The following is a 23,681-nucleotide window of genomic DNA, read 5'->3' as shown; positions in this document are numbered from 1 at the left end:
AAGGAAAACACCATGGCTTTCGAATTGCCTGAACTCCCCTACGCTAAGAACGCCCTGGCACCGCATATCTCCGAAGAGACTTTGGAGTACCACTACGGCAAACATCATAAAACCTACGTAGACAAGCTGAATGGCCTGCTGGAAGGCACTGCAGACGCTGACAAGTCCCTGGAAGACGTGATCAAGTCCTCTTCCGGTGGTGTGTTCAACAACGCAGCCCAGGTTTGGAACCACACTTTCTACTGGAACTGCCTGAGCCCTAACGGTGGCGGCGAAGCCACTGGCGCGATTGCCGAGGCTATCAACGCAGCCTTCGGTAGCTTCGACCAGTTCAAAGAAGCATTTACCACCAGTGCTGTGAACAACTTCGGCTCCGGCTGGACCTGGCTGGTAAAAAATGCTGACGGCTCAGTCGCTATTGTAAACACTTCCAACGCAGCAACCCCGCTGACTGAAGAAGGCGTTACTCCCCTGCTGACCTGCGATGTTTGGGAACACGCTTACTACATCGACTACCGCAACTTGCGTCCGAAGTACATGGAAGCTTTCTGGGCCCTGGTGAACTGGGAGTTTGTAAACCAGAACTTCGCTTAATCCCGAAGTCACCAGAAAAAGCGGGCCATGTGCCCGCTTTTTTATTTCTTTAATACCCTCCTCCCAATCAAATTCTCCCCACTACTGGCCAAATGCTGCTCCAGTCAGCACAATACCTGCTGATCTGCACTACACATCCCGCATAAAGCGTGGGGGATTTAGGCAGGCAACCTAAAGAATGCCACTGGAGTGGCACAAATTAGCAACGAAGAACCGAACACTGGGAATATGCTCATGAAGTTGAAACCAACCCTGATCGCAGCCGCCATAAGCGCGCTGGTTATCAGCGGCTGTGACCGCGGCGCCCCGAACACAGCCGAGCAGAGTGCAACCGCCACGGAAAGCACGGCGACTCAAGAAGTCGCAGGAAAAGTGGACCCAGCCGCAGTCAAGCGCGTAAACCAGATGTTCGAGGACTTCTTCCAGGAGCACCTTGCCCGCAGCCCAGAATACAAAACTTTCCTGGGCAAAAAGGAAGATTACGATAAGTGGGATGACCTCTCCCCAGAGTTTGCCAAGGAAACCCTGGAGATCGACAAGCGCCAGCTGGCGGAACTGAATAAAATTGATCCTTCCAACTTGGACGACGCTACCCGCTTGAGCCTGCGCCTGGCAAAACGCAACTGGCAACAGGATATCGATGGCTACAAGTGGCGCAATCACGGCTACCCGGTCAACCAGATGTATGCCACCCATACCAGTGCCGCCACACTGCTGATCAGCCAGCACCGTATTGATAATGTCGGCGATGCAGAAGCCTATATCGCCCGCTTGAATGGCATGCCCAAGTATTTCTCCCAATTGGAAGAACAACTGAAAGCCAATACTGCTGTCGGCACAATCGTACCTAAATTTGTATTCCCCTACGTAATCAGTGACTCTCGCAATCTGATCACCGGTGCACCTTTCAACGGCGAGAAAGACAGCCCCCTGTTTGCCGACTTTAAGGGCAAAGTGGAAAAGCTGGAAATCAGCGAAGATCAAAAGAAATCACTGATCGAGAATGCCAGCCGGGCCCTGACTGAAAGCGCCGGCCCCGCTTACGAAAAGTTGATCAGCTACCTGCAAGAGCTTGAGAAAAAAGCCACTACCGACGACGGCGCCTGGAAACTGGCAGACGGCGAAGAATTCTATAAATTCCGCCTCGGCGTTTACACCACTACGGATATGACTGCCGATGAGATCCACCAAACCGGTCTCAAGGAAGTTGCCCGTATTCACGACGAAATGCGCGAGATTATGCGCAAGGTGAAGTTCGAAGGTAACTTGCAGGAATTCTTCGAATTCATGCGCACCGACAAGCAGTTCTACTACCCGACCACTGAGGAAGGTAAGGCGGAGTACCTGGAAAAGGCCACCGCAATTATCGACACCATGAAGGGCCGCCTGGATGAGCTGTTTATCACCAAGCCCAAAGCCGATCTCGATGTAAGAGCCGTAGAGGCCTTCCGCGAAAAATCTGCAGGTAAGGCCTTCTACCAGCGCCCCGCTCCCGATGGTTCGCGCCCCGGCATCTACTATGCCAACTTGTACAATATGGAAGATATGCCGTCTTATCAGATGGAAGCATTGGCTTACCACGAAGGTATCCCCGGCCACCATATGCAGCTTTCTATCGCTCAGGAATTACAGGATATTCCCAAGTTCCGTAAATACGGTGGTTACACTGCTTATACCGAAGGCTGGGGCCTCTACTCCGAGCTGGTACCCAAGGAATTGGGCTTCTATGAAGATCCCTACTCTGACTTTGGACGCCTGGCTATGGAACTATGGCGCGCTGGCCGATTGGTGGTAGACACCGGTCTTCACTCCAAGAAATGGACTCGCGAGCAGGCGATCGACTACCTCGTAGAGAACACCCCGAACCCGAAAGGTGATGTGGTTAAAGCGATCGAACGCTATATCGTCATGCCTGGCCAAGCGACCGCATACAAAATCGGTATGCTGAAAATTGTCGAGCTGCGTGAAAAAGCCAAAACAGAACTGGGTGATCAGTTTGATGTTCGCGGCTTCCATGACACTATCCTGGCCAGTGGCCCAGTCCCCTTGGATGTACTGGAAGAACTGGTTAATGAGTGGGTTGCAAAAGTAAAAACCCAACAATAATTAATAGAAGCGACAGATAAGTACCTGATAACTACTTGTCTGTCTTTTTCTTTTCGTCAGTAGAGCATCGCAGAAGCAAAAATTCTGCATAGCTTTTACAATGCGATATTTATTGTTTTACAGAGAAGTCCGGAATGACATTCCGGACTTCTTATTAAGCAAACGCCAGCTACCAACATGATTGGTACTAAAGTCTTATTTTAGCTCCCCCTATTTTCAGCTCACCTTACCTGCCACTGTCGTATAAAAGCACCAAAATAAAACATACCCAGTATTCCCCATACTAAAAAAGTGCACCGCTCTTAGTTTCTGCTGAATTTATATCCACAAAATCAAATAATGGGATGCTTTTACATAAAAAGGTCCATTAACTGCAAAAATAATGATAAAAAAGTAAGAGCTACTCTTTGAACGCAAGGATTGTACTCATGAAGTTAAAAATAACTCTGATTGCAGCGGCAGTAAGCTCACTCATTCTCACAGGCTGCAACGACAGTACCAACAATGCGGATGCACAAAAGATTGCCCCCTTAGAGGAAAGTGCACTTAATCAGCCACCTCCCCCTAAGGTCAGCAAAGAAATGAGAGAGGCCAGCAAGAAGGTCAATTTGCTGTTCGATAATTTCTTCCAAGAGCATCTAGACCGCAGCCCTGAATTCAAAACCTTCTTGGGCCTGAAAGAGGAGTACGGCAAATGGAATGATCTAACCCCTGAATTTGCGCAAGAAACCCATGAAATTAATAAGCGTCAATTAGCCGAGCTGAATAAAGTTGATCCCGCTATACTGGATCGACCTACCCAACTTAATCTTCGACTGGCAAAACGCACTTTGCAACAAGAGATCGAAGCCTATAAGTGGCGAAATCATAATTACCCAGTCAACCAAATGTTCGCCACTCATACCGGCGCCGCTTCAACACTTATCAGCCAGCACCGTATCGACAACATTAGGGATGCCGAAGCTTATATCTCCCGATTAAATAGAATTCCCCAGTATTTCGCACAGCTGCAAGACCAACTGGAAGAAAACGCCAAAGCTGGCACCACTATCCCAAAATTCGTTTTCCCCTATGTTATTGGAGATGCACAAAACCTAATTACTGGTGCTCCTTTTGACAGAGAAAAGGACAGCCCTCTATTTGCTGACTTTAAGGGAAAAGTAGAAAGTCTCGATATCAGTAAAGAGCAGAAAAAGTCCTTAATAGATAAAGCTAAAACAGCACTAAAAGACAACACTGGCCCCGCCTATAAAACCCTAATCGACTACCTGCAAGAGCTTGAGATACGCGCAACTACTGATGATGGCGCCTGGAAACTGGCAGATGGCAGTGACTTTTATAATTTTCGTCTCGGCTTTTACACTTCTACCGATATGACAGCCGAAGAAATTCATAGGATTGGCCTTGAAGAAGTGACTCGCATCCATGATGAGATGCGTGAAATTATGCGTAAAGTAAAATTCGAAGGTAAATTGAAAAACTTCTTCGAATTTATGCGCACCGACCAGCAATTTTATTACCCGACCACTGAACAGGGGAAAGCTGCATATCTTGAGAAGGCTACTACCATTATCAATACCATGAAGGGTAGGCTGGACGAGTTATTTATCACCAAACCTAGAGCGGACCTCGATGTGAGAGCGGTCGAACCATTCCGGGAGAAATCTGCCGGTAAAGCTTTTTACCTGCAACCTGCTGCCGATGGATCACGCCCAGGCATCTACTATGCCAACCTCTACAACATGGACGATATGCCCAGCTATCAGATGGAAGCACTGGCATACCACGAGGGCATCCCCGGCCACCATATGCAGCTCTCTATCACCCAGGAATTACAGGATATCCCTAAATTCCGCAAATATGGTCACTATACCGCTTATACCGAGGGTTGGGGCCTTTACTCTGAAATGGTGCCAAAAGAGATGGGGCTCTACCAAGACCCCTACTCAGATTTTGGGCGCCTCGCCATGGAGTTGTGGCGAGCAGGACGCCTTGTAGTCGATACCGGAATTCACACCAAGAAGTGGACCCGAGAACAAGCCATACAATACCTGATGGAAAACACCCCTAATCCTGAGGGGGATGTGATTAAAGCAGTCGAGCGCTATATCGTATTACCCGGCCAGGCAACAGCCTACAAAATTGGCATGCTCAAAATTTTACAGCTTCGTGAGAAAGCCAAAAAAGAACTGGGAGAGAAGTTTGATATTCGTCAATTCCACAATGCAGTTCTGGCCAATGGTCCGGTACCACTGGACGCCCTGGAGGAAATTATTGACGAGTGGATAGCAAACACCAGAACTCCAAAAGCATAACTAACAGAATACAACAGAATTAAAAAAGGCCACTATCGGTGGCCTTTTTTAATTTAAGCTAACAGCGTTCACTCTTATACTGCAAACCGCTGCAGCATGTAGAATGATCCTATTTCTTAAGTATCGCATGGCTTAGTGATACTGTGCTCAGTTGGCTGCGGGGTGATAGTCATAACTTTTACTTCGCTAGGTGTTTCAAATCGGTGCCAGATACCTTTTGGTATTACCAATATTTGCCCGGCTGATAATTCGTTCCGCTTCTCATCACCGTTAACGAGAAGAATTAGAGCTGTTTCCCCACCTATAACTTGAACAAACTCATCTCCATTGGTGTGTCTTTCCCACTCGCTATTCCCTGAATAGTGGGCTACGTATATTCCACCATCCCTATACTCGGACAATAAGGCAAATGCATCTTTAGCTTCCTCATCCGTTGTTTCGGGAGTTCTTCCTTTTAGAAATTTAACTCTAGAAAACCCATCATCTATCGTAATAGCTTTTGACTTCGGCACTTACCAACCCCTTACAAGTACTACTCTTACTACTGGGGTGGAAGGAAAGAATACACCGCACTCGAGACACGCTGTGAATACATCCCTGTAAGCTCTTAATCGGCATCCATGCCTCATAGGGTCCTAAGCGCGGTGTATTCTTCCCTTCTCCCTTTTTAGTTACTAAAACCACATAATCCGAGCACCTTCACCCTTTCTAGCGGTAAAGATGCTCAAACTTTTAAGTTACTCTTTTGACGATCCTATAGCCGAATACTCTGCAAAAGTGAATCCTAACTCTTGTTGGTTGCTATCCACTGATCTACCTGCTGCTCCAACACTGCCAATGGCAAAGCGCCATTGGTGAGAACTACATTGTGGAACTGGCGGATATCAAACTGGCTACCAAGCGCTTCTTTAGCGCGTTCACGCAACTCAAGAATCTTCAGCATACCGGTTTTGTAGGCCAGTGCCTGACCGGGCCAAACCATATATCGCTCGATCTCGGTGGTGACTTCGGACTCAGTCATACCGGTCTTTTCCAGCATATACTCAATCGCTTGCTCGCGACTCCAGCGCTTATAGTGCATTCCAGTATCCACAACCAACCGCACAGCCCGGAACATTTCCGCCTGCAACCGACCCAAATCATCATAGGGGTTTTCCTGGAAACCGGCTTCTTTAGCAAGCTTCTCGGAGTACAGTGCCCACCCTTCCGAGTAAGCATTAAACAACCCCATTTTACGGAAAGTCGGCACACCTTTTAGCTCTTGTGCAATTGCCAACTGGAAGTGATGCCCAGGTACCGCTTCATGGTAAGCCAAGGTACGCATTCCAAACTTTTTGGTTTCATGAACATCCCGCAAGTTTGCATAAAATACCCCGGGGCGAGACCCGTCCATTGCTGGAGGGTTGTAGTAGGCTCCCGCCGAACCTTGCTCTTTAAACTCTGGGACTCGGCGCACCTCAACACCCATTTTGGGTTTTAAATCAAAATAGTCACCCAGGCCTGCATCAATTTCATCAATCATTACCTGGTAATCGGCAATAATTTTCTCCCGACCTAAATCTGAATCCTCATAAAGAAACTGGGGATCATTATTCAGCGCAGAGAAACGTTCGCTAATAGTGCCACTGGTTCTACCAACGGATGAAAAAATTTCATTCATTTCCGTTTCAATTCTTGCAACCTCTTCCAATCCAATACGATGGAGTTCCTCCGGTGCAATATCTGTACTGGTAAAGTTGCGTACCTGATAGGCATAGTAGGCATCCCCATCCGGCAATGCCCAAACACCATTGTTCTCTCCAACTTTTAACCGGAGAGTACTGAAATAATCGATTAGCCCTTGATACGCGGCGTAAACTTCTGTACCAATCAGCAACTCAGCTTGGCTGAGAATACCTTCCCGCTCCTGTTTATCCAGCTTTTCAATTTTGTTAAGTCGCTCCAGTAATGAGGTATAAAGTATATTTTCTTTTACCGGCGCGGCGATAAAACCCTGCATTTCCTCTAAAACACTATCGACAACAAAGCGCGGAGGCAGGATATCTTTCTCTTCCCTTATCTTCAGACCATCCAGCAATTGATCAAACTTACGTCCGACCTCTCCCAGACGAGACAAGTAATAATCAGCTTCTTTTACATTGTTGATCTGATGTACTTCAGCGAGAAACTCCGGCAACCTATTCTGCTCACCCGACATTTGGTTAAGCGGGTAATCATGGTGCCTCCAGCGTTCAACTTCCGCCTTTATACTGAGAAGATGCTCTAACACATCATAGGAAATGGCCTGCTGCCCTTCCAAACTTTCGCGATCGTAGCTGCGCAATACCGCCAGCTCGCTCTTCATCATTTCAATAACACGCAACTGCTCTTCTTCAGACAAATCATCGAGATGCGCATTGTGTCCATCAATTCCAAATTGTTCCAAAATTCTAATTTGTGAAAGGATTTCCGGACTGCTACTGCCGATTTTTATAAAGACACGTTCAAAAAATACATCTATAGACCAAGGCTTGAAATAAACTGCATTAATAGCAAAAGCAGAAACTGCCAAAACCCCCACAAAAAATAAGCCGCCAAACCATTTGGCAATAGTCTTAATCATTATATTTCTCCCGAATTCTTAGCTGTAATTTTGTCCCGGTATCAGGATCACCTCAACTCCCGCAGCAGAGAATTCCGATAGAGCGATCAGCGCAGGGGCCAAGCTGAATTAGACCCATAATTCACAACTATTTTATCGGCGATACAAAGTCGCTGGGCTTCAGAGCCAGCAGGGAGCAACTGACCTTCTGCAATATATTCTCCGCAGTATTCCCCATAATGAAACCGGGAATACCCGCCCGTCCAACAGTGCCCATAACCAGCAGGTCGAGACCTTCTTCTTCAATCAGCAATGGAATAAAGTTATCTGGATGGGCAACCACATGGTGAATACGTATTTCCCCCTCAATTCCGGATGCGCGTATCAATACATCGAGCTTTGAGCGGTGTTGGGCTCGCGCTGATTCAGTGGCCTCATCCAACTCTTCCTCAGAGGCGCTCAAGGGAAAATGACGCCGCAAGTATTCATCGATATCGAAGTCCCAACAGGAAATAACATTCAACACCCCACTGCAACTGTCAGCGAGTACTCGCGACCAGCGCAGCAACCGGATCGCCAAGTCATAAGTGCTGCCATCCTCGCATTCAGGGTCGAGAGCTACAGCCACTTGTATCTTGTTGCGATGCTCCTTGATTGGGCGGCACAGCCATACCGGGCAGGGACACTTTCGCAGCAGATCCATATCCATTGCCTTGAAGCCCTTAAGCTGGCTACGACCCTCAACATTCTTGATCACCAGGTCATAGCCCTCAGCCAATACCCGGCGGATCACCCGCTCGGCAGGTCGGGCACCACAATCTGACTCAATCTCCAAATTGGTCCTTTCCGCCGATAACTCCATATGTAAGCGGGCCGACTCAATTTCACTCCTGACCCTATCAAGCATTGTCCTCACACAGAGCCGACTAAACTCCTCAAACCCTTCCGGCACCTTCGGACAGACCAGTAAAACCTTTATCTCCGCCTGATGATTGCGCGCCACTGCAAAAGCCTGCATGAGCCCACTGCTTTCATCCTCAGCAGCATGGCTGACATACAGGATTTTATGAATGTTTGGCATAACGCTGCCCTCAACCAGAGACATTTGGGAGCAAACAGGGGCAAGACTCACCATAAACCCACTCGCTGCCTCAAATTGGTATCGTGAGCAGAGCAGATTTCACACGGAAATACACAGGTGAAGGAGATGGAGCAGGAGTAGATAGGGGGAGGTGAAGTGAGTAAACACCAACCATAGTAGGCGGAAAAAGCGTCTAGTGCCGCTAAAACACAAGATAGAGGAGCCCAAATGAGCTCAGGGAGCTAAAGCAGGTCGGCCAGGACCCAATTCTGGGGTCAGATATCCAAAACCTGCTTAACAAAAGGAATGGTAATTTTACGCTTAGCCATAAGTGAAGCCCGGTCCAGCTCCTCCAGACACAGAAAGAGTGCTCGAGTATCCCTCGGGGCGCGGTGCAATATGTACTGGGCCACATCTTCCGGCAGGTCAAAACCGCGCAGACGGCTGCGACGGCGCAGGGCGGCAACTTTATCGCTGTCATTCAGGGTTTTGAGCTGGAACACCAGGGACCAGTGTAGGCGTGACTGCAAATCAGCCAGGGCAATATCCATACCGCGGGGTGACTTGCGAGCCCCCATTAATAACTGCCTGCCGCCATCCTTAACTCGGTTATAGAGGTGGAAAATAGCAGTCTGCCACTCGGGCTGCCCCTCCAACAAATGAACGTCATCTATACAGACAAGGTCCAGTCGTTCGAGTCCGTCGAGAATAACAGCCGGGTCCATGTTCATTAGGTCTGCGAGAGGGAGATAATGGAAAGAGCGACCATTGGCCTCTGCGCACTGACAAGCAGACTGAAGCAAGTGGCTAATACCACTACCCGCCTCACCCCAAATGTAAATTACAGACTCGGGATTCTCGCCACTGGCAAAAGACTGCAGCAGGGCAACTACCTGTCGATTTGGATCTGAATCCGACAGGTAGAAGTTATCAAAAGTGGCGTCATCCCGCAGGGATACCCCCAGCGGCAATTGTTGCGGAATACTCATCTCAATCCCAGTGATAGCGCAACGGATTCTCAGCGCTGCCCAAGGGTGAACGGTATCCATTCAGGTTAATGGCGTCTCCGTCCGCTTGTGCTCGCAATTTATGGTTTAGAGCCAGGGTATCACGCAAATTGCTCAACCCTGCCGAAGTGACCAGTGCCAGGCGCATTCGGTCCCCTTCAACAGAGAGCAGGTTAGCACTGCTGACCTGTGCCAACCCCTGTAGATAACCAGATGCCTTGGCATAATCAGCAAAACTGTCGATACCAGACAACTCAACAATCACCGCACCCAACTGATTGTCCTGGCCATTCGGGGACACCGCATAGCGCTGTGCAAGAATATTGGCCAGTTGGTTAACACCGCGCAGAGCGACCTCTTCCAGCGAACCTCCGGCAGTATCGAAGGCATAGCTACGACCACCGTGGATTAGCAACCAATCTGCCTGCCAGCGATGGCCTGAAGCTTGAAGCACCCGGCCCATCAAAGTGGCATCGGGGCTATAGCGAAAACCCGCCTTCTCAGCTGCTTGCTCATCCTGGGCCCAGAGAGCTCCCAGGGGCATATTGCGCTGGTCATTGAGATCCATTACAGGGAAATCCAGGGGGACACCGCGCTCGATAGCCATTGCCTCGAGTACAGAGAAGAGCTCCGGGGTCGCCTCTTCACTCAAAGCACTGCGGCCCTCTTGCAAGGTATCTACTGCAAGCCACACCAAAGTGCCGGGGCGATTGTTAGGCCACATGGGCAAGTTCATTTGATTAACTTGCCGGGAGATCGCTTGAGGATCAAAGGAAAGGTGCAAGTAGAGCTGATTGTCCTCGCGGGTATAGCGATACCCCTGAACAAACTGCTGTGCATTTTTTAATATCGGCTGCACATTTGGGTTACTACCGACAGCGGCATCTCCCGTAACACGTACGAACACCCGTTCCAGGCCGCGACTTCCGGCTGCTGCACGATCCGTGGCTCCGCGACTCGACACAGCCTCGACAACTTCGTACAAATCCGAGATGACTCGAGCTTGGACCGGTAGGGCTAGAACACTGATGATCAGAGCCAGCAACTGCAACACCAATCCCTGCCGGAGCAGCTTGTGCATAGGACTTCTCTCCAAACCTCTTATTTTCCGCCCCTGAGCTTGCAGAAATTATTATCGATGTGCAAGACGCCAGATTTTAGGGCGGACTAAAAATTGCGGCTATTGTATCAGCGTCAGACGTTTCTCTCAGCCCCGAGTTCTCACTATCGGAGTGATTTCACAGTTCAAATGGTGAGAAAATGCCGAAATCCCCCTTCGAGATGCCGTCTGGGCGTGGCTCCCGAGGCAAGACCCAGATAGAATACGCGCCCTTCGAATACCCACCGCAGGAAGAATCATGAGCGATTCCAAGCCGCAATCTACGCAAACATCCCTCTCTTATAAAGATGCCGGTGTCGATATCGACGCAGGTAATGCACTGGTAGAGCGCATCAAAAATGTCGCCAAACGCACATCCCGCCCCGAGGTAATGGGCGGACTGGGCGGATTCGGCGCCCTGTGTGAACTTCCAAGCGGCTATAAAGAGCCGGTTTTGGTTTCCGGCACCGACGGTGTAGGTACCAAGTTACGCCTGGCAATGGACTTGGGCATTCACGACAGCATCGGTATCGATCTTGTCGCCATGTGTGTGAATGACTTGATCGTAGCAGGAGCTGAACCCCTCTTCTTCCTCGACTATTACGCAACCGGCAAACTCAATGTCGATATTGCTGCAGAAGTAGTTACCGGCATTGGCAAAGGCTGTGAGCTGTCAGGCTGCGCACTGGTCGGCGGCGAGACCGCCGAAATGCCCGGCATGTACGAAGGCGACGATTATGACCTGGCAGGCTTCTGCACCGGTGTCGTAGAAAAATCTGAAATCATCGACGGCAGCAAAGTTAAAGCTGGCGACGTATTGATCGGCCTGGCCTCCAGTGGCCCCCACTCCAATGGCTACTCCCTGATCCGCAAGGTTCTAGAAGTCAGCGGTGCCGATCTCCAGCAGGACATCGGCGGTGAAACCCTGGCCAAAGCGTTGATGGCCCCGACCCGTATTTACGTTAAAAACCTGCTGCAATTAATGAAGACCTTCCAGGTGAATGCGCTAAGCCATATCACTGGCGGCGGCTTACTGGAAAACCTGCCCCGCGTACTGCCCGAAGGCTGCAGCGCGCGTATTGATGTCACCAGCTGGGAAATGCCTCCTGTATTTAATTGGCTGCGTGATGCAGGCAATATCGATAGCCGCGAAATGTACCGCACGTTTAACTGCGGTGTTGGCATGGTTATTTGCGTGCCTGCAGAGCAATCCGAGTCGGCACTATCCGCTCTCAAGCAAATGGGCGAAGACGCCTTTGTCGTTGGCACTATCGAAGATGCCAAAGAAGGGGCGGAAGCAGTAGAGCTGGCGGGGCTGTAATGTCTTGTAGAGTTGCCGTATTAATCTCCGGTAGTGGCAGCAACCTGCAGGCTCTGCTGGATGCCGCCGCACAAGAGGGCGCGCCTTTTTCCGTGACTGCAGTTGTCAGCAATAAGGCAGATGCCTATGGTCTGACTCGCGCAGAACAGGCAGGCGTTCCCACCTCTGTGGTGGATCACCGGGATTTCTCCAGCAGAGAAACCTTCGATCACGCCTTGATCGAAGAGATCGACAAGTGCAAACCAGATTTGGTTGTACTGGCTGGGTTTATGCGTATTTTGACACCCGACTTTGTGCGCCACTACAACGGCCGCCTAATCAACATTCACCCCTCCTTACTGCCGAAGTACCAGGGCCTGCATACCCATAAGCGGGCACTGGAAGCCGAGGATAAAGAACACGGCGTAACCGTGCATTTTGTCACCGAGGAACTCGATGGCGGGCCACCTATCGTCCAGGCCATTGTTCCTATTAAGGAGGGAGACACTCCTGAGCTACTGGCAAAGCGAGTGCAGGTTCAAGAGCACATCATTTACCCCATGGCGGTTACCTGGTTTGCTCAACAGCGCCTGCAAATGGCGGATGATCGAGTTCAGCTGGATGGTGAATTACTACCTCACCATGGGGTTCAGGTTTCCGCATAAAACCAGCCCTTGATAGCTGGCGGGGTGAAAGTCCTTCAATGTACTTTGCGCGCCTCGCCAGCTAGTATTCAAAAGGGTTCAGTTTTTTGTGGGATATCACAGTGCGCCTTTTTGCTACCTCTCTGTTTCTTTTTTTAATTACCGGCCAGGCAATTGCTGCTGAGCTGGAACCTTTCAAAGCCACCTACGCCGCCCGATTTAATGGGATCAGCATTACCGCCACTCGGGAATTGTCCGGACAGGACGGCAACTGGCGCCTGGACTTCGATAGCAGCGCCCTTTTTGCCAGCATTAAAGAGTACTCTCGCTTTACCAGCCAGGATGGCCATATCACCCCCCAACATTACGAATATCGCCGCAAAGGCCTTGGTCGAAATCGCGCCACGGTGCTTAATTTCGAACCGTCAAAAGGTATGATCTTTAACGTCCATAATCCGGAGCGGGATCTCAAAGACGCCCCACCCAATATTCTTGACAAGGTGAGCTATCAAATCCAACTGGCACTCGATGTCGCCGCTGGAAAAACAGACCTTCAATACAAAGTTGCCGACGGCAAAAAAATTCGCGATTACAAATTCAGTCAAGTTGGCACTGAAACCCTAAAAACACCTCTGGGTCCGGTGGAGACAATTAAAGTCGCTCGAGTGAGAGATAAAGACTCTGGAAGAGAGACAACTGTCTGGATCGCACCGCAATGGAACTACGCTTTGGTGAAACTTATCCAAAGAGAAGAAAATGGCAAAAGGTATCAAATCAACCTGACAAATTTATCCATCAACGGCGAAAAAGTCGCTGCCAGCCAATAAATGGCCACATTTTCGACTAATGAAAAAAAATCCGTCGACTTGGATAGATTTTTGTCCCCATTGTCTTTATAAAGTCACTCCTCTCCCTCACTAGGGCAATGACGTATTGCTAGACTTTTTAGTAAGGGATTTGCTACGGAAGTGGAAGGTACTTATATAAGTCTAAAGGCCTTCCTGCCATGGCAGAGTTTATTCCAACCTGTTTATGGCTTTCAGTAATCAGCAGACTTAGAGATGGGTTCTCATGAATAAAAAATACCTGCGACACGCAGTTCTGGCCGCAGCTATCAGCTCCGTTTCCCAAGGCGCTATGGCTGCAGGTTTCTACTTGCAGGAAACCAGTGCAACAGGCCTTGGCCGCGCATTTGCTGCCGAAAACACTATCGGCGACAACGCTGCGATTCTGGCACGTAACCCAGCCGGTTCAGCACTGTTCAATACCTACACCATTTCTCTTGGTGCCACTTACGTTGACCCCGAGATCGATGTAGATGGTGACGTTACTTATTATGTCGGCAGTGCGGAAACTGGCTACCTGGGATTCGAAACTCCAGCTAGCGCCGATGACTACGCCACCAGCGCAGTAATCCCCAATGGCTATCTGGCAGCCCCCATCAATGATGAGTGGTCCTGGGGTCTGGCTATGTACACCGATTTTGGCCTGGAAACTGATTTCCCGGATAACTTCCCTGCAACTACGATCGCCAACAAAACCTCTCTGCTGACTGTAAACATCCAGCCATCTGTTGCTTATGACTTTAACAATCAATTCAGCATTGGCCTGGCAGCAAATATTTTCTACGTCGACGCAGAACTGAACACTACCTTCCCCGACGATTTCCTGATAGGTGATGTTGTAGAACCCGTTTTAGGATTTAATCCTGCCGGTGCCACCGTACTTGACGTTAAAGGCGATGCCTGGGACCTGAGCTGGACCATCGGCGGCCTGTGGCGCATCAGCGACAACACTCGCGCAGGTATTTCTTACCACGCTAAGTACGACCCCAAAATCAAGGGTGAAGTAAGCTCCGACATCGCTCCGAGCCCGCTGGATTCATTTGACGATACTTCCGGTAACCTGACCCTGAACCTGCCTGACACCTTGGAGCTGGGCTTCTACCACCGCTTCAACAATAACTGGGGTGTGGCAGTAGGCTACATGTGGACCAACTGGGACCGCTTCGAGCGCCTCGAAGCCTTTATCCCCTCCGCAGGTGAAGACTACAACCCGCTTCTGCTGAAAGAAGAAAACTTCCAGAGCGGTTCTCGCTTCAGTATCGGCGGTGAATACTACCGCAATGATGAATGGACCTTCCGCTTTGGTTACGCCTACGACCAAGGCGCAGCCCGCGACGGTTTGAATCGCCATGAAACCGAAGAGCTTTCAGAGCTGGTAGACGAAGATCTCCCAATTACCTGGCGTACCCTGTCTATTCCTGACACTGATCGCCAGTGGCTGACTGTTGGCGGTACCTACTCACTAAGCGAAAAGCTCACTGTTGACGGATCTTTCGCCTATATCTGGGGTGACGACGAGGTTATTCAGGAAGCTAACAACATTAGCGATACCCTGATCACCTACTTCGATGGTGGCACCACCAAGACCGAAGCTTACCTGTTCAGCTTGGCTCTGAATTACCAGTTCTAAGTCACCTTAGACCTGATGAAAGAAGGCTCTATCTCTGGTAGGGCCTTTTTTATTTTGGGCTATTATCAAGCCCTCATCTAAACTTCCAACCTCACAACAATCCGCCCCTCAGAAAGCTCTCCCCACCCCCTTACCCAAATACCACCAAAGCGTTAACACCGAAAAAAAGGGTTAGATATCTCCATCCTTAAATTTGATATAAGGAACGTCAAATCCTAAAACCAGATGAGTTTGCAAAATCATATATCTTAACAACGCATTTAAATTATTTATTTTTGCTCATTTAATGGAATCTGGAGCTTATTTGTTTAACTTATCAATATTGTTCAAAATCGCCTTATTCAGAAAGCAGGCCCCATAAGCTCACACCACTATTACTCAAGGATCTCTGAATAACCCCGTAATACCTCTGCGACCTCTCATTAACTGAGAGGGATCACGCATGCATTGCAAACATCAAACCCACTTAAATTGTGAAGTAAGTCAAACTACAAGAGTAAAATCATGAAGTTGTCAGCAGTATTTATCTTGTTAATTTTAAGCCTGGATGTCGCAGCCTTCTCTATGGGAGACGCCATCAATACGGCTGGTCGACAAAGAATGCTATCCCAACGCATCACCCAGACTTACATCTTGCGTGGCATTCAACCGGATGCAGAGCGCCACGAAAAGGTATTTGCCCGATCAATTCACGAATTTAAAAAGAATCACGAGAAACTAAATAATTTTCATGGCGCAGAAAAGATCAGGGATCAACTTGTTAAAGTTGAAAGAGAATGGAAAGCGTTTGAGTCTGTCGCCTTACAACCCGTCAATAAACAAAGCGCCAGCGAATTATTTCAGCGCAGCAACTCCCTTCTTTCTGCTGCCCACACCTATGTAGTCCAACTCCAACAAGTCGCCAATCACAACAGCGCCGAACTCATTAATATCGCCGGCCGCCAGCGTATGCTCTCCCAGAGAATCGCCAAGAACTACGCTGCTAAACTTTGGGAAGTATCCTTGGATGATGCCGAAACCGGGTTGCAGGAAGATCTCTCCGAGTACTCCAACCGACTGAACCAACTATTGGAGAGCCCCCTCAATACACCAGAGATCAATGACAACCTGCGCAAGGCAAAAGATCACCTGAGTTATGCTAGCCGGGGGTTTGAGGGAGATATGAAAATATCTGAAAAGCGCCAGATTCAGGTAATCACCGGCACCACTGATCTGATGCTACGCAATATGAACATCGTTACTGAACAATATGCTGAGTTGTTAAATTCAGGGGAGTAGGAATGAGAACAGACATTGAATTCAGGCCCAGCACCGAAGAAATCCTCCATAAACTGGCAACCCCTGAGTTCCAAGCTCTCAATCAGCAAGCGAATGACGAATCCATTAAGCGCATGAAGCAGGCTGTCCCGATCTTGATCGGGATAGGTAAAGCTAGCGACAACATCCCCGGAATGCGGAAAAATTTAATTTTGCATGCCGGCCCTCCGATAACCTGGCAGCGGGCATCAGGCCCGTTAAAGGGCGCAATAATTGCCGGTCTAATTTATGAGGGGTTCGCTAAAGATAAAGCGGAAGCTGAACAGGTTATGGAGGAAGGCCAAGTTGATCTTGAGCCCTGCCATAACCACAGTGCCGTCGGGCCAATGGCAGGTATTATTACCTATTCAATGTCTGTGTATATTGTCGAAGATAAGCTATCTGGTAATCGCGCTTACTCCAATCTCAGTGATGATCGTGCCGATTACCGCGGCAGCTCTATCCGCTTTGGTGTCTACGATAAATCAGCAATCAATTACCTTCGCTGGATAGAGGACGAAATTGCTCCCGTATTAAATCAAGCAATTCTAGATGAAGGCGGGATTGATTTTATACCGATCATTGGCCGCAGCCTCCTTATGGGGGACGACTGCCATGTCATGACTAATGCCGCAACACTGATTTTCTCCAGAATTTTAATGCCGGGAGTTATTCGGGCTAGTAAAAAGCGAAAAGATATTGAAAAGATTGCTAACCAAATTTACAAGGATGAGACATTCCCGTTGAACCCAATCATGGCCACCTGCAAACTTGTTTCCGATGCAGGCAGCGGTATTCCTCACAGCAGTATTATCACAACCATGGCTCGCAATGGGACGGAATTTGGTATTCAAGTTTCAGGGCTGGACAAGGCCTGGTTTACCGGTTTGGCTGGGGTTGGCCATGGATTATTAATGCCGGGCATCACTCCTGCAGATGTCAATCGAGATATGGGAGACAGCGCCATCACAGAGACTATGGGTTTTGGCGGCACCCACAAAATATTCTCAGGAACATACCAAGATAACATCGACAACATACTGAAAATGTACGATATCTGTCACTCGGAAAGTGACTTTGTCGTTACTCCGGGCATCGAGGGGAGAGGCGCCCCTCTTGGATTCGACCTACTTAAAATTATCAGGACCGGTACAACACCAACAATTAATTCTGGCTTGGCCCACAAAAGCATGAACCGTTATCAAGTCGGCACTGGGTCTCTCCACCCCCGCTGGAAGCATTTTTAAATGCTGCTGCCAGCTTTCTAAATTCTGAGGAAGAGCAACCCCCTGTCCACTAATAACTGAGCCTCACAACTAATTCCCAAGATTCATATTTCACGTGCGCATAAAACAGAAAAAGGGGCAAAGCCCCTTTTTCTAATACCGACAAAATTGAAAGCTCAGATTACCAACCGCACTGACGCCCTTGGTTCTGCTCTTCCAGGTACGCCATCAGCGGCTGGAAGTAATCGATAATGGCGGAAGCATCCAGGTCGCGCTGACCAGTGAGCGCTTCCATAGCATCCGGCCAGGGCTTGCTTGCACCCATTGCCAACATAGCGCGCAGCTTCTTACCAGCCTCATCATTCTGGTAGATGGAGCAGCGGTGCAGCGGTCCGGTTTCACCAGCGGCTTCACACAGCGCGCGGTGGAATTGGAACTGCTGGATACGCGCCAGGAAGTAGCGAGCGTAAGGCGTATTACCGGGGATATGGTACTTGGCACCCGGATCGAAGTTCTCTTCGGAGCGCTCTACCGGAGCGGCAATGCCCTGGTAATCTTCACGCAGCTTCCACCAGGCCTTGTTGTAGTCTTCCGGCTTCACCTCACCGTTGAATACTTGCCAGCGCCACTTATCAACGAGCAGACCAAATGGCAGGAAGGCAATCTTATCCAGCGCCTGCTGCATCAGGTAACCGATATCTTTACTCTCATCCGGCACCTCATTCATCAAACCGATTTCCTTCAGGTACTTCGGTGTGATGGAAAGCGCGATGGTATCGCCAACAGCTTCGTGGAAACCGTCGTTAGCGCCATTTTTATAGAGGAAAGGCTGATCTTTATAGATGCGCTGGTAGAAGTTGTGGCCCAACTCGTGGTGGATGGTAACCAGGTCTTCACCCGTTTTATTGATACACATCTTGATGCGAAGGTCGTCCTGCCCGTCCATATTCCAGGCGCTGGCATGACAAACCACATCGCGATCGCGAGGCTGGGTGAACTGGGAGCGCTCCCAGAAAGTTTCCGGTAGAGGCTTAAAGCCCAGGGAGGTGAAGAACTTCTCCCCGACTTTAACCATGTCTTTTTCACTCATGCCGGAATCAACCACCAGCTGAGTCAGATCATAGGGGGCCTGCATGTCGTCGTCTTTGACGATGTCGTAGACGTTACCCCACTCCTGGGCCCACATATTACCCAGCAAGTGTGCAGGAATCTTACCCTGAGCCGGCACTACGTCATCGCCATAATGCTCATTCAACTTGGCGCGAACATGGCAGTGCAAAGCTTCGTACAACGGCTTCACTTTACCCCACTGGGTATCCATATCCTCAGCAAAGGCATCCGGGGCCATATCATATTTGGAGCGCCAGAAAACACTCAGGTTGTCATAACCCAGCTCTTTGGTACCCGCATTACCGATCTCCACCTGGCGCTCATACAGAGGCTTCATAGGAGGAGAAACTTTACGCCATCCAACCCACAGATCCTTGAGTAATTCAGGATCGCGATTGGTTGCCATCACCTGCCCCATCTCGGTCAGGGTGTAGCACTTTTCTTCACCGCCATCTTCGCGGCAGTATTTACCGGCACCGTACATGCCCTGCATTTTTGAGCCAATTTGCGCCAACTCAGAAGTTAGTGCCGGATCTTTCGGCGCCGGGAATACCAACCCCTGCTTCAACATGGTCAACTGGCGACGGGTATCCGGGTCCAGGTCCAAGTCGTTAAATTTGGCGGCCTCTGAAGCCAGCTCCACGGCCAGGGTGGTGTATCGCTCTGAAGCCAAAGCTTCTACGTATTGGGAATCAATATTGATATAGGTAGAAGCAAGCCAAGCGGCATGGCTTGCCTCTTGTCCCATTTTTTCCATGCGAGCCTGGGCATCTTTTAAGAAAGCTTGCGCATCTTTGACTGTCAGCTGGGAATTATCAGCTGGGCTTTCCGCAGTCGCCTGGGCTACACCAACCGGTTTTACCGCTTGCTGCCCACTGTCACAGGCAGACAGTGCAACGGCAACCGCTATCGAGAGAGCAACTTTTTTCATTTTCTCCTCAAGAATCATTTTTAGATCTGCTTATAGTTGACGCCGTTTATAGCATAAGCCCCACACGATCAGCGACGGCAAGGCCGAAGATCGAGCCAGATCGACACAAAATCCCCTTTTATATCGTCTTTGCGGGAAAAAATTTGGTGAGGGAAAGAGCAAAAACCCAGGACACGGTCGAGCAAAACACTCTCAACGGGGATTTTTCAGGGGATGATTTTTGAAACAAAGAAGGGAGAGATTGGAGGCAGCCCAACCAGCAACACCCTCGGCACATGATACCACTGCTACCGTTGCTCCCTTCCGGGCCTGGCGGAGTTCACAGCTGCTCATTGCGAGGGGACCGGGAGGGCCGCCACAACGATCTTCGGTGCCAGTGCATCCGAAGAGGGCGCGATTATAGAGGCATAAACGAATAAGATCCAGCCCTATTAACAGGTTATAATAAACGACTACTATCTCACCCCCTGCAAAGAGTTACTCATGCACTTGTTTGTCGATAATTTAACCAACGTTGACTTCAGCTACCTCGACTCAAAACGAGGCATCGTAGGCGAGACCTGGCTGGCAAACGCAGCCCTCGATGGCGCCTTGGATGAACAGGGGATGGTTTGCGACTTTGGCATAGTGAAAAAGACCCTGAGGCATTGGCTGGATGATCAAGTCGACCACCGCCTCTTGGTACCTACCCGCTCACCCCAACTGACCCTGGAGCACAGTGGAGACCAGGTTAACCTGACCTGGCTACTGGAAAACGGGGCCTCTATTAAAGTGTCAGGTCCGGAACAAGCTTTTGCCTTAGTGGACGCCGAGGTAATTACTCCTGAGAGCGTCGCCGTCTGGTGTGTCCAGCAGCTGGCCAGCCACTTCCCCGATAGCGTGGAGAAGCTCAAGCTCAGCTTCCACTGTGAAGTCATTGAAGATGCTTTCTACCACTACAGCCATGGCCTGAAAAAACACCTTGGCAACTGCCAGCGTATCGCCCATGGACACCGTTCACGTATTCAGGTCATGACGGGTGGCCAACGCGATACAGAGCTGGAAAAGTACTGGGCTGAGCGCTGGGAAGATATCTACCTGGGCACTCGCGAGGATCTGGTTTCAACAACTGCCGATGATCGCGGTGAGGATATCCATAACTTTGCTTACAGTGCACAACAGGGAAACTTCACCCTGTCCATCCCTGCCAAAGTTTGTGAAATTCTTGACTGTGATACCACGGTGGAGCAGTTGGCCCAATATATCGCCAACACCCTGGCGGCTAAAGAGCCTGGGAAAGCGATTACCGTAAGAGCCTACGAAGGTATTGGCAAAGGCGCGATTGCTTCAGCTCAAACCAGCTAGCCCAGCCCCATAGCACCGACACCGTTATAAATTGAAGTACCAAGGCGCCCGACTTTGAACCTGATTGTTTTACAAAAGCACGACTTTATTAGTCCCAATCGCGTCCGCCTTAGTGGACGCCAATTGGAGCATATCACCAAGGTTCACAGAGCAGCGCCGGGACAACAACTTCGTGTCGGACTGCTCGACGGGCAAATAGGTAGTGGCGAGATTGTTACGCTCGACGAGAAGTGCGTTGAGCTTGAAGTGGCACTCGCAATCGATCCGCCCCAGCCATTACCTCTCACACTTATTTTGGCCCTGCCTCGCCCCAAAATGCTCAAGCGGGTTATCCAGCATTTGACTGCACTCGGAGTCAAAAAACTGGTTTTAATTAATAGTTACCGGGTCGAAAAATCTTACTGGCAAACTCCCTGGTTGCAGGAAGACAAACTCTTTGAGCAATGCCTGCTCGGACTAGAGCAGGCTGTCGATACGCAAATGCCGGAAATTCTGTTGCGCAAACGCTTTAAACCGTTTGTCGAAGACGAACTCCCTTCCCTCTCCAGTGACTCCCGTAAACTGGTGGCTCATCCAGTAGGGGGAACGGCTTGCCCTGTGGACATAAAGCAACCGACCACTTTAGCCATTGGCCCTGAAGGCGGCTTTATCAGCTATGAAGTCGAGAAACTCCAGGAAGCAGGTTTTCAATCCGTTCACCTGGGGCCACGTATTTTACGGGTAGAAACTGCACTGCCAGTGCTAATTAGCCGGTTATTTCCCGCGTTTTAAATTATCGGACTTTACGAGGCTCTGCTGCATATCCACAGGAGCCTCTGAGTACTTACCCGACGTATTGCTTTTTAAGTATTTACGAAAGCTTAACTACCCATACTTCAATTGTTCAAATAACCCCCAGTAAAGTTACCTATCTCTTGCGATGAGACATTTGCACAATTTAGCAATCAATATTTCATCAATTTGTCACAATTAAGTCATATTTTGCGCCCTCGTTTTACCACCTTACGGTCGAATTACTATGAGCGTATTCTTAAGCCGGCTAAAGCAAACCCTTTCCCTCTTTCTTCTTGGGATGGCCCTGGCTGCTGCAACTTCCACAGCCCAAACCCGCTTCCCTCCCGACACATCGGGCCTGCTTTTTACTTTACATGGCTCCAACACTGTCGGCGCAAAGCTGGCGCCCAACCTGGTGAGCGATTACCTCGAAGCCCGTGGTGGCAGTAATCTGGAGATTATTCCTTTAGGGACAGAAAATGAGGTTCGAGTGCAAGGGGATCTCGGTGGCAAAAAAATATATGTCGATATTGCGGCACACGGTTCGAGCACCGGATTTAAAGGCCTTGAACGTTCCCAGGCCAATATCGCCATGGCTTCGCGACCAATAAAAGATACTGAGCACGCAGCCCTGAGTCGCTTTGGGGATATGCGCGGCCAAAGTGCAGAACATGTTATTGCCATCGACGGCCTGGCAATTATTGTTCACCCTCAAAACCCCATCAGCCAATTAACCCTGCAACAAATAGCAGCAATATTTTCCGGAAAAATTACCGACTGGTCTGAAGTGGGCGGGCAGAAAGGTCGCATCAAAGTTCTCGCGAGAGATAATCAGTCCGGTACCTGGGATACGTTTAAAAGCTTGGTACTTGGAAAAAAGCACTCCCTTATTGCCAATGCAAAACGCTTCGAATCGAATGATCAATTGTCGGACCGTGTTTCGGCAAACCCCAACAGTATTGGATTTGTGGGCTTGGCATCTATTCGACGGGCCAAGGCAGTGTCAGTATCCGATCAGAACACCGAACCACAAGCTCCAGAGCATCTGACAATTGCAACTGAAGACTACCCCCTCTCCCGCCGCCTTTTTCTCTATACCGCTGCTTATGGTTTAAAGCCCGCCGCTGAAGAGTTCCTGCACTTTGTACAGAGTGAGCAGGGGCAGGAGCAGGTAAAGGCCACTGGGTTTGTCGCGCAGACGCCGATCGGTGTAAAACCTGAAGCCAACCGGGAAGGCCCCAGCGAGTACCTGAAATTAACGGAAAATGCAGAGCGCCTAAGCATTAACTTCCGTTTCTCCGAAGGCAGCGCTTCTTTAGATAACAAGGCAAAACAGGATATACAGCGACTTGTCCGCTTTATGCAAAAGCCTGAGAATAGCCACAAGCGACTGCTATTGATCGGGTTTGGCGATGAAAAAGTCAGTGAGGGGCGTTCAATCGTTTTATCAAAACTACGCGCAGTTACTGTTCGCTCCGCACTCAGGGATCACCAGATTAATACAGCACCGGTTCAGGGCTTTGGTGCCTATCTGCCGATAGCCTCCAACAGCTCCAGCTCAAAGATAAAAAATCGCCGGGTAGAAATCTGGGTTATTTAACACTAGCCCTAAACCCCTCTCCCCCGTGAGGCGACAAGGAAGTCCCTCAGCATCCTTTCTCTTTTTCCTTCTCCCCTTCTCTGGTCTTTTCTCTAAACAACACATCCAGCTTTTCTAAATCATAAATAACGCGCATAAAAAAGCCGCGTAAATACGCGGCTATCAATTAGTGGCTATGCCACCAGGTCTCACAGAGAG

Annotated in this window: 18 protein-coding genes and 1 other RNA gene; 12 read left to right on the top strand and 7 right to left on the bottom strand. The window is 49.5% G+C overall.

All coding sequences use genetic code 11. The features are described from left to right. Nucleotides 1–12: 12 nt before the first annotated feature. The 3 genes from sodB to P0078_RS20170 all read left to right on the top strand — a co-directional run bounded on the left by sodB (nucleotide 13) and on the right by P0078_RS20170 (nucleotide 5,015). A complete protein-coding gene (gene sodB / locus P0078_RS20180) occupies nucleotides 13–594 on the top strand; it encodes a superoxide dismutase [Fe] (protein WP_108732228.1) in 582 nt (193 codons plus the stop codon). A gap of 234 nt (nucleotides 595–828) precedes the next feature. Beyond that, nucleotides 829–2,700, top strand: coding sequence for a DUF885 domain-containing protein (locus tag P0078_RS20175; RefSeq protein ID WP_282931688.1), 1,872 nt, complete (start codon nucleotides 829–831; stop codon nucleotides 2,698–2,700). Between the two features lie 428 nt (nucleotides 2,701–3,128). Next, the gene (locus P0078_RS20170; protein ID WP_282931687.1) at nucleotides 3,129–5,015 is read left to right on the top strand and encodes a DUF885 domain-containing protein; all 1,887 of its coding nucleotides are present in this window, start codon (nucleotides 3,129–3,131) and stop codon (nucleotides 5,013–5,015) included. Nucleotides 5,016–5,131: 116 nt separating this feature from the next. On the opposite strand, the gene P0078_RS20165 is transcribed toward P0078_RS20170, so the two are convergent. From P0078_RS20165 to P0078_RS20145, 5 genes are all read right to left on the bottom strand, one after another. Continuing rightward, nucleotides 5,132–5,527 carry a cupin domain-containing protein gene (locus P0078_RS20165; protein ID WP_282931686.1) on the bottom strand — a complete coding sequence of 132 codons (396 nt, stop codon included), beginning with the start codon at nucleotides 5,525–5,527 and terminating at the stop codon, nucleotides 5,132–5,134. Nucleotides 5,528–5,799: 272 nt separating this feature from the next. Continuing rightward, the gene (locus P0078_RS20160; protein ID WP_282931685.1) at nucleotides 5,800–7,617 is read right to left on the bottom strand and encodes a DUF885 domain-containing protein; all 1,818 of its coding nucleotides are present in this window, start codon (nucleotides 7,615–7,617) and stop codon (nucleotides 5,800–5,802) included. A 127-nt stretch (nucleotides 7,618–7,744) separates the two neighbouring features. Further along, nucleotides 7,745–8,677: a universal stress protein gene (locus P0078_RS20155; RefSeq protein WP_282931684.1), complete on the bottom strand. Its 933-nt coding sequence runs from the start codon at nucleotides 8,675–8,677 to the stop codon at nucleotides 7,745–7,747. A gap of 275 nt (nucleotides 8,678–8,952) precedes the next feature. Then, the gene (hda, locus tag P0078_RS20150; RefSeq protein WP_282931683.1) at nucleotides 8,953–9,666 is read right to left on the bottom strand and encodes a DnaA regulatory inactivator Hda; all 714 of its coding nucleotides are present in this window, start codon (nucleotides 9,664–9,666) and stop codon (nucleotides 8,953–8,955) included. Nucleotide 9,667: 1 nt separating this feature from the next. Then, nucleotides 9,668–10,765: a DUF2066 domain-containing protein gene (locus P0078_RS20145; protein WP_282931682.1), complete on the bottom strand. Its 1,098-nt coding sequence runs from the start codon at nucleotides 10,763–10,765 to the stop codon at nucleotides 9,668–9,670. A gap of 277 nt (nucleotides 10,766–11,042) precedes the next feature. Between P0078_RS20145 and purM the strand changes: the two genes are divergently transcribed. From purM to P0078_RS20115, 6 genes are all read left to right on the top strand, one after another. After that, a complete protein-coding gene (gene purM / locus P0078_RS20140; protein ID WP_282931681.1) occupies nucleotides 11,043–12,104 on the top strand; it encodes a phosphoribosylformylglycinamidine cyclo-ligase in 1,062 nt (353 codons plus the stop codon). Then, nucleotides 12,104–12,748, top strand: a complete 645-nt coding sequence (purN, locus tag P0078_RS20135) for a phosphoribosylglycinamide formyltransferase (protein ID WP_282931680.1) — start codon at nucleotides 12,104–12,106, stop codon at nucleotides 12,746–12,748. The genes purM and purN overlap by 1 nt, the downstream gene beginning before the upstream one ends. A gap of 101 nt (nucleotides 12,749–12,849) precedes the next feature. Beyond that, entirely contained in the window at nucleotides 12,850–13,554 is a 705-nt protein-coding gene (locus tag P0078_RS20130) for a DUF3108 domain-containing protein (protein WP_282931679.1), read from the top strand. Between the two features lie 244 nt (nucleotides 13,555–13,798). Beyond that, nucleotides 13,799–15,202, top strand: coding sequence for an OmpP1/FadL family transporter (locus P0078_RS20125; RefSeq protein WP_282931678.1), 1,404 nt, complete (start codon nucleotides 13,799–13,801; stop codon nucleotides 15,200–15,202). Between the two features lie 504 nt (nucleotides 15,203–15,706). Continuing rightward, nucleotides 15,707–16,480 (top strand): type IV pili methyl-accepting chemotaxis transducer N-terminal domain-containing protein, encoded by a 774-nt coding sequence (locus P0078_RS20120; RefSeq protein WP_282931677.1) that lies wholly within the window; start codon nucleotides 15,707–15,709, stop codon nucleotides 16,478–16,480. A gap of 2 nt (nucleotides 16,481–16,482) precedes the next feature. After that, nucleotides 16,483–17,745 carry a YlbE family protein gene (locus P0078_RS20115; protein ID WP_282931676.1) on the top strand — a complete coding sequence of 421 codons (1,263 nt, stop codon included), beginning with the start codon at nucleotides 16,483–16,485 and terminating at the stop codon, nucleotides 17,743–17,745. Nucleotides 17,746–17,905: 160 nt separating this feature from the next. Here P0078_RS20115 and P0078_RS20110 read toward each other — a convergent pair whose 3' ends face one another. Both P0078_RS20110 and ffs read right to left on the bottom strand, forming a co-directional pair. After that, on the bottom strand, nucleotides 17,906–19,765 hold the full coding sequence (locus P0078_RS20110) for a M2 family metallopeptidase (RefSeq protein WP_282931675.1): 1,860 nt from the start codon (nucleotides 19,763–19,765) through the stop codon (nucleotides 17,906–17,908). A 251-nt stretch (nucleotides 19,766–20,016) separates the two neighbouring features. Beyond that, nucleotides 20,017–20,114: signal recognition particle sRNA small type (gene ffs, locus P0078_RS20105), an RNA gene on the bottom strand. 134 nt (nucleotides 20,115–20,248) lie between these two features. On the opposite strand from ffs, the gene P0078_RS20100 reads away from it, so the two are divergent. The 3 genes from P0078_RS20100 to P0078_RS20090 all read left to right on the top strand — a co-directional run bounded on the left by P0078_RS20100 (nucleotide 20,249) and on the right by P0078_RS20090 (nucleotide 23,483). Continuing rightward, complete coding sequence (locus P0078_RS20100) at nucleotides 20,249–21,109, top strand: 6-carboxytetrahydropterin synthase (protein ID WP_282931674.1); 861 nt, start codon at nucleotides 20,249–20,251, stop codon at nucleotides 21,107–21,109. A 54-nt stretch (nucleotides 21,110–21,163) separates the two neighbouring features. Beyond that, nucleotides 21,164–21,880, top strand: a complete 717-nt coding sequence (locus P0078_RS20095) for a 16S rRNA (uracil(1498)-N(3))-methyltransferase (RefSeq protein WP_282931673.1) — start codon at nucleotides 21,164–21,166, stop codon at nucleotides 21,878–21,880. Between the two features lie 247 nt (nucleotides 21,881–22,127). Beyond that, on the top strand, nucleotides 22,128–23,483 hold the full coding sequence (locus P0078_RS20090) for a substrate-binding domain-containing protein (RefSeq protein WP_282931672.1): 1,356 nt from the start codon (nucleotides 22,128–22,130) through the stop codon (nucleotides 23,481–23,483). The last annotated feature ends 198 nt before the right edge of the window (nucleotides 23,484–23,681 follow it).

Source organism: Microbulbifer sp. VAAF005 (assembly GCF_030012985.1).
GTDB lineage: Bacteria > Pseudomonadota > Gammaproteobacteria > Pseudomonadales > Cellvibrionaceae > Microbulbifer.
This window is presented reverse-complemented; position numbering and strand designations above follow the sequence as displayed.

What these genes read in the sequence shown, in the direction of transcription:
- P0078_RS20145 (WP_282931682.1), bottom strand. Translation starts at nt 10,765, where the DNA reads ATGCACAAGCTGCTCCGGCAGGGATTGGTGTTGCAGTTGCTGGCTCTG.
- P0078_RS20120 (WP_282931677.1), top strand. Translation starts at nt 15,707, where the DNA reads ATGAAGTTGTCAGCAGTATTTATCTTGTTAATTTTAAGCCTGGATGTC.
- sodB (WP_108732228.1), top strand. Translation starts at nt 13, where the DNA reads ATGGCTTTCGAATTGCCTGAACTCCCCTACGCTAAGAACGCCCTGGCA.
- P0078_RS20090 (WP_282931672.1), top strand. Translation starts at nt 22,128, where the DNA reads ATGAGCGTATTCTTAAGCCGGCTAAAGCAAACCCTTTCCCTCTTTCTT.
- P0078_RS20115 (WP_282931676.1), top strand. Translation starts at nt 16,483, where the DNA reads ATGAGAACAGACATTGAATTCAGGCCCAGCACCGAAGAAATCCTCCAT.
- P0078_RS20170 (WP_282931687.1), top strand. Translation starts at nt 3,129, where the DNA reads ATGAAGTTAAAAATAACTCTGATTGCAGCGGCAGTAAGCTCACTCATT.
- P0078_RS20100 (WP_282931674.1), top strand. Translation starts at nt 20,249, where the DNA reads ATGCACTTGTTTGTCGATAATTTAACCAACGTTGACTTCAGCTACCTC.
- purM (WP_282931681.1), top strand. Translation starts at nt 11,043, where the DNA reads ATGAGCGATTCCAAGCCGCAATCTACGCAAACATCCCTCTCTTATAAA.
- P0078_RS20175 (WP_282931688.1), top strand. Translation starts at nt 829, where the DNA reads ATGAAGTTGAAACCAACCCTGATCGCAGCCGCCATAAGCGCGCTGGTT.
- P0078_RS20160 (WP_282931685.1), bottom strand. Translation starts at nt 7,617, where the DNA reads ATGATTAAGACTATTGCCAAATGGTTTGGCGGCTTATTTTTTGTGGGG.
- purN (WP_282931680.1), top strand. Translation starts at nt 12,104, where the DNA reads ATGTCTTGTAGAGTTGCCGTATTAATCTCCGGTAGTGGCAGCAACCTG.
- P0078_RS20125 (WP_282931678.1), top strand. Translation starts at nt 13,799, where the DNA reads ATGAATAAAAAATACCTGCGACACGCAGTTCTGGCCGCAGCTATCAGC.
- P0078_RS20110 (WP_282931675.1), bottom strand. Translation starts at nt 19,765, where the DNA reads ATGAAAAAAGTTGCTCTCTCGATAGCGGTTGCCGTTGCACTGTCTGCC.
- hda (WP_282931683.1), bottom strand. Translation starts at nt 9,666, where the DNA reads ATGAGTATTCCGCAACAATTGCCGCTGGGGGTATCCCTGCGGGATGAC.
- P0078_RS20155 (WP_282931684.1), bottom strand. Translation starts at nt 8,677, where the DNA reads ATGCCAAACATTCATAAAATCCTGTATGTCAGCCATGCTGCTGAGGAT.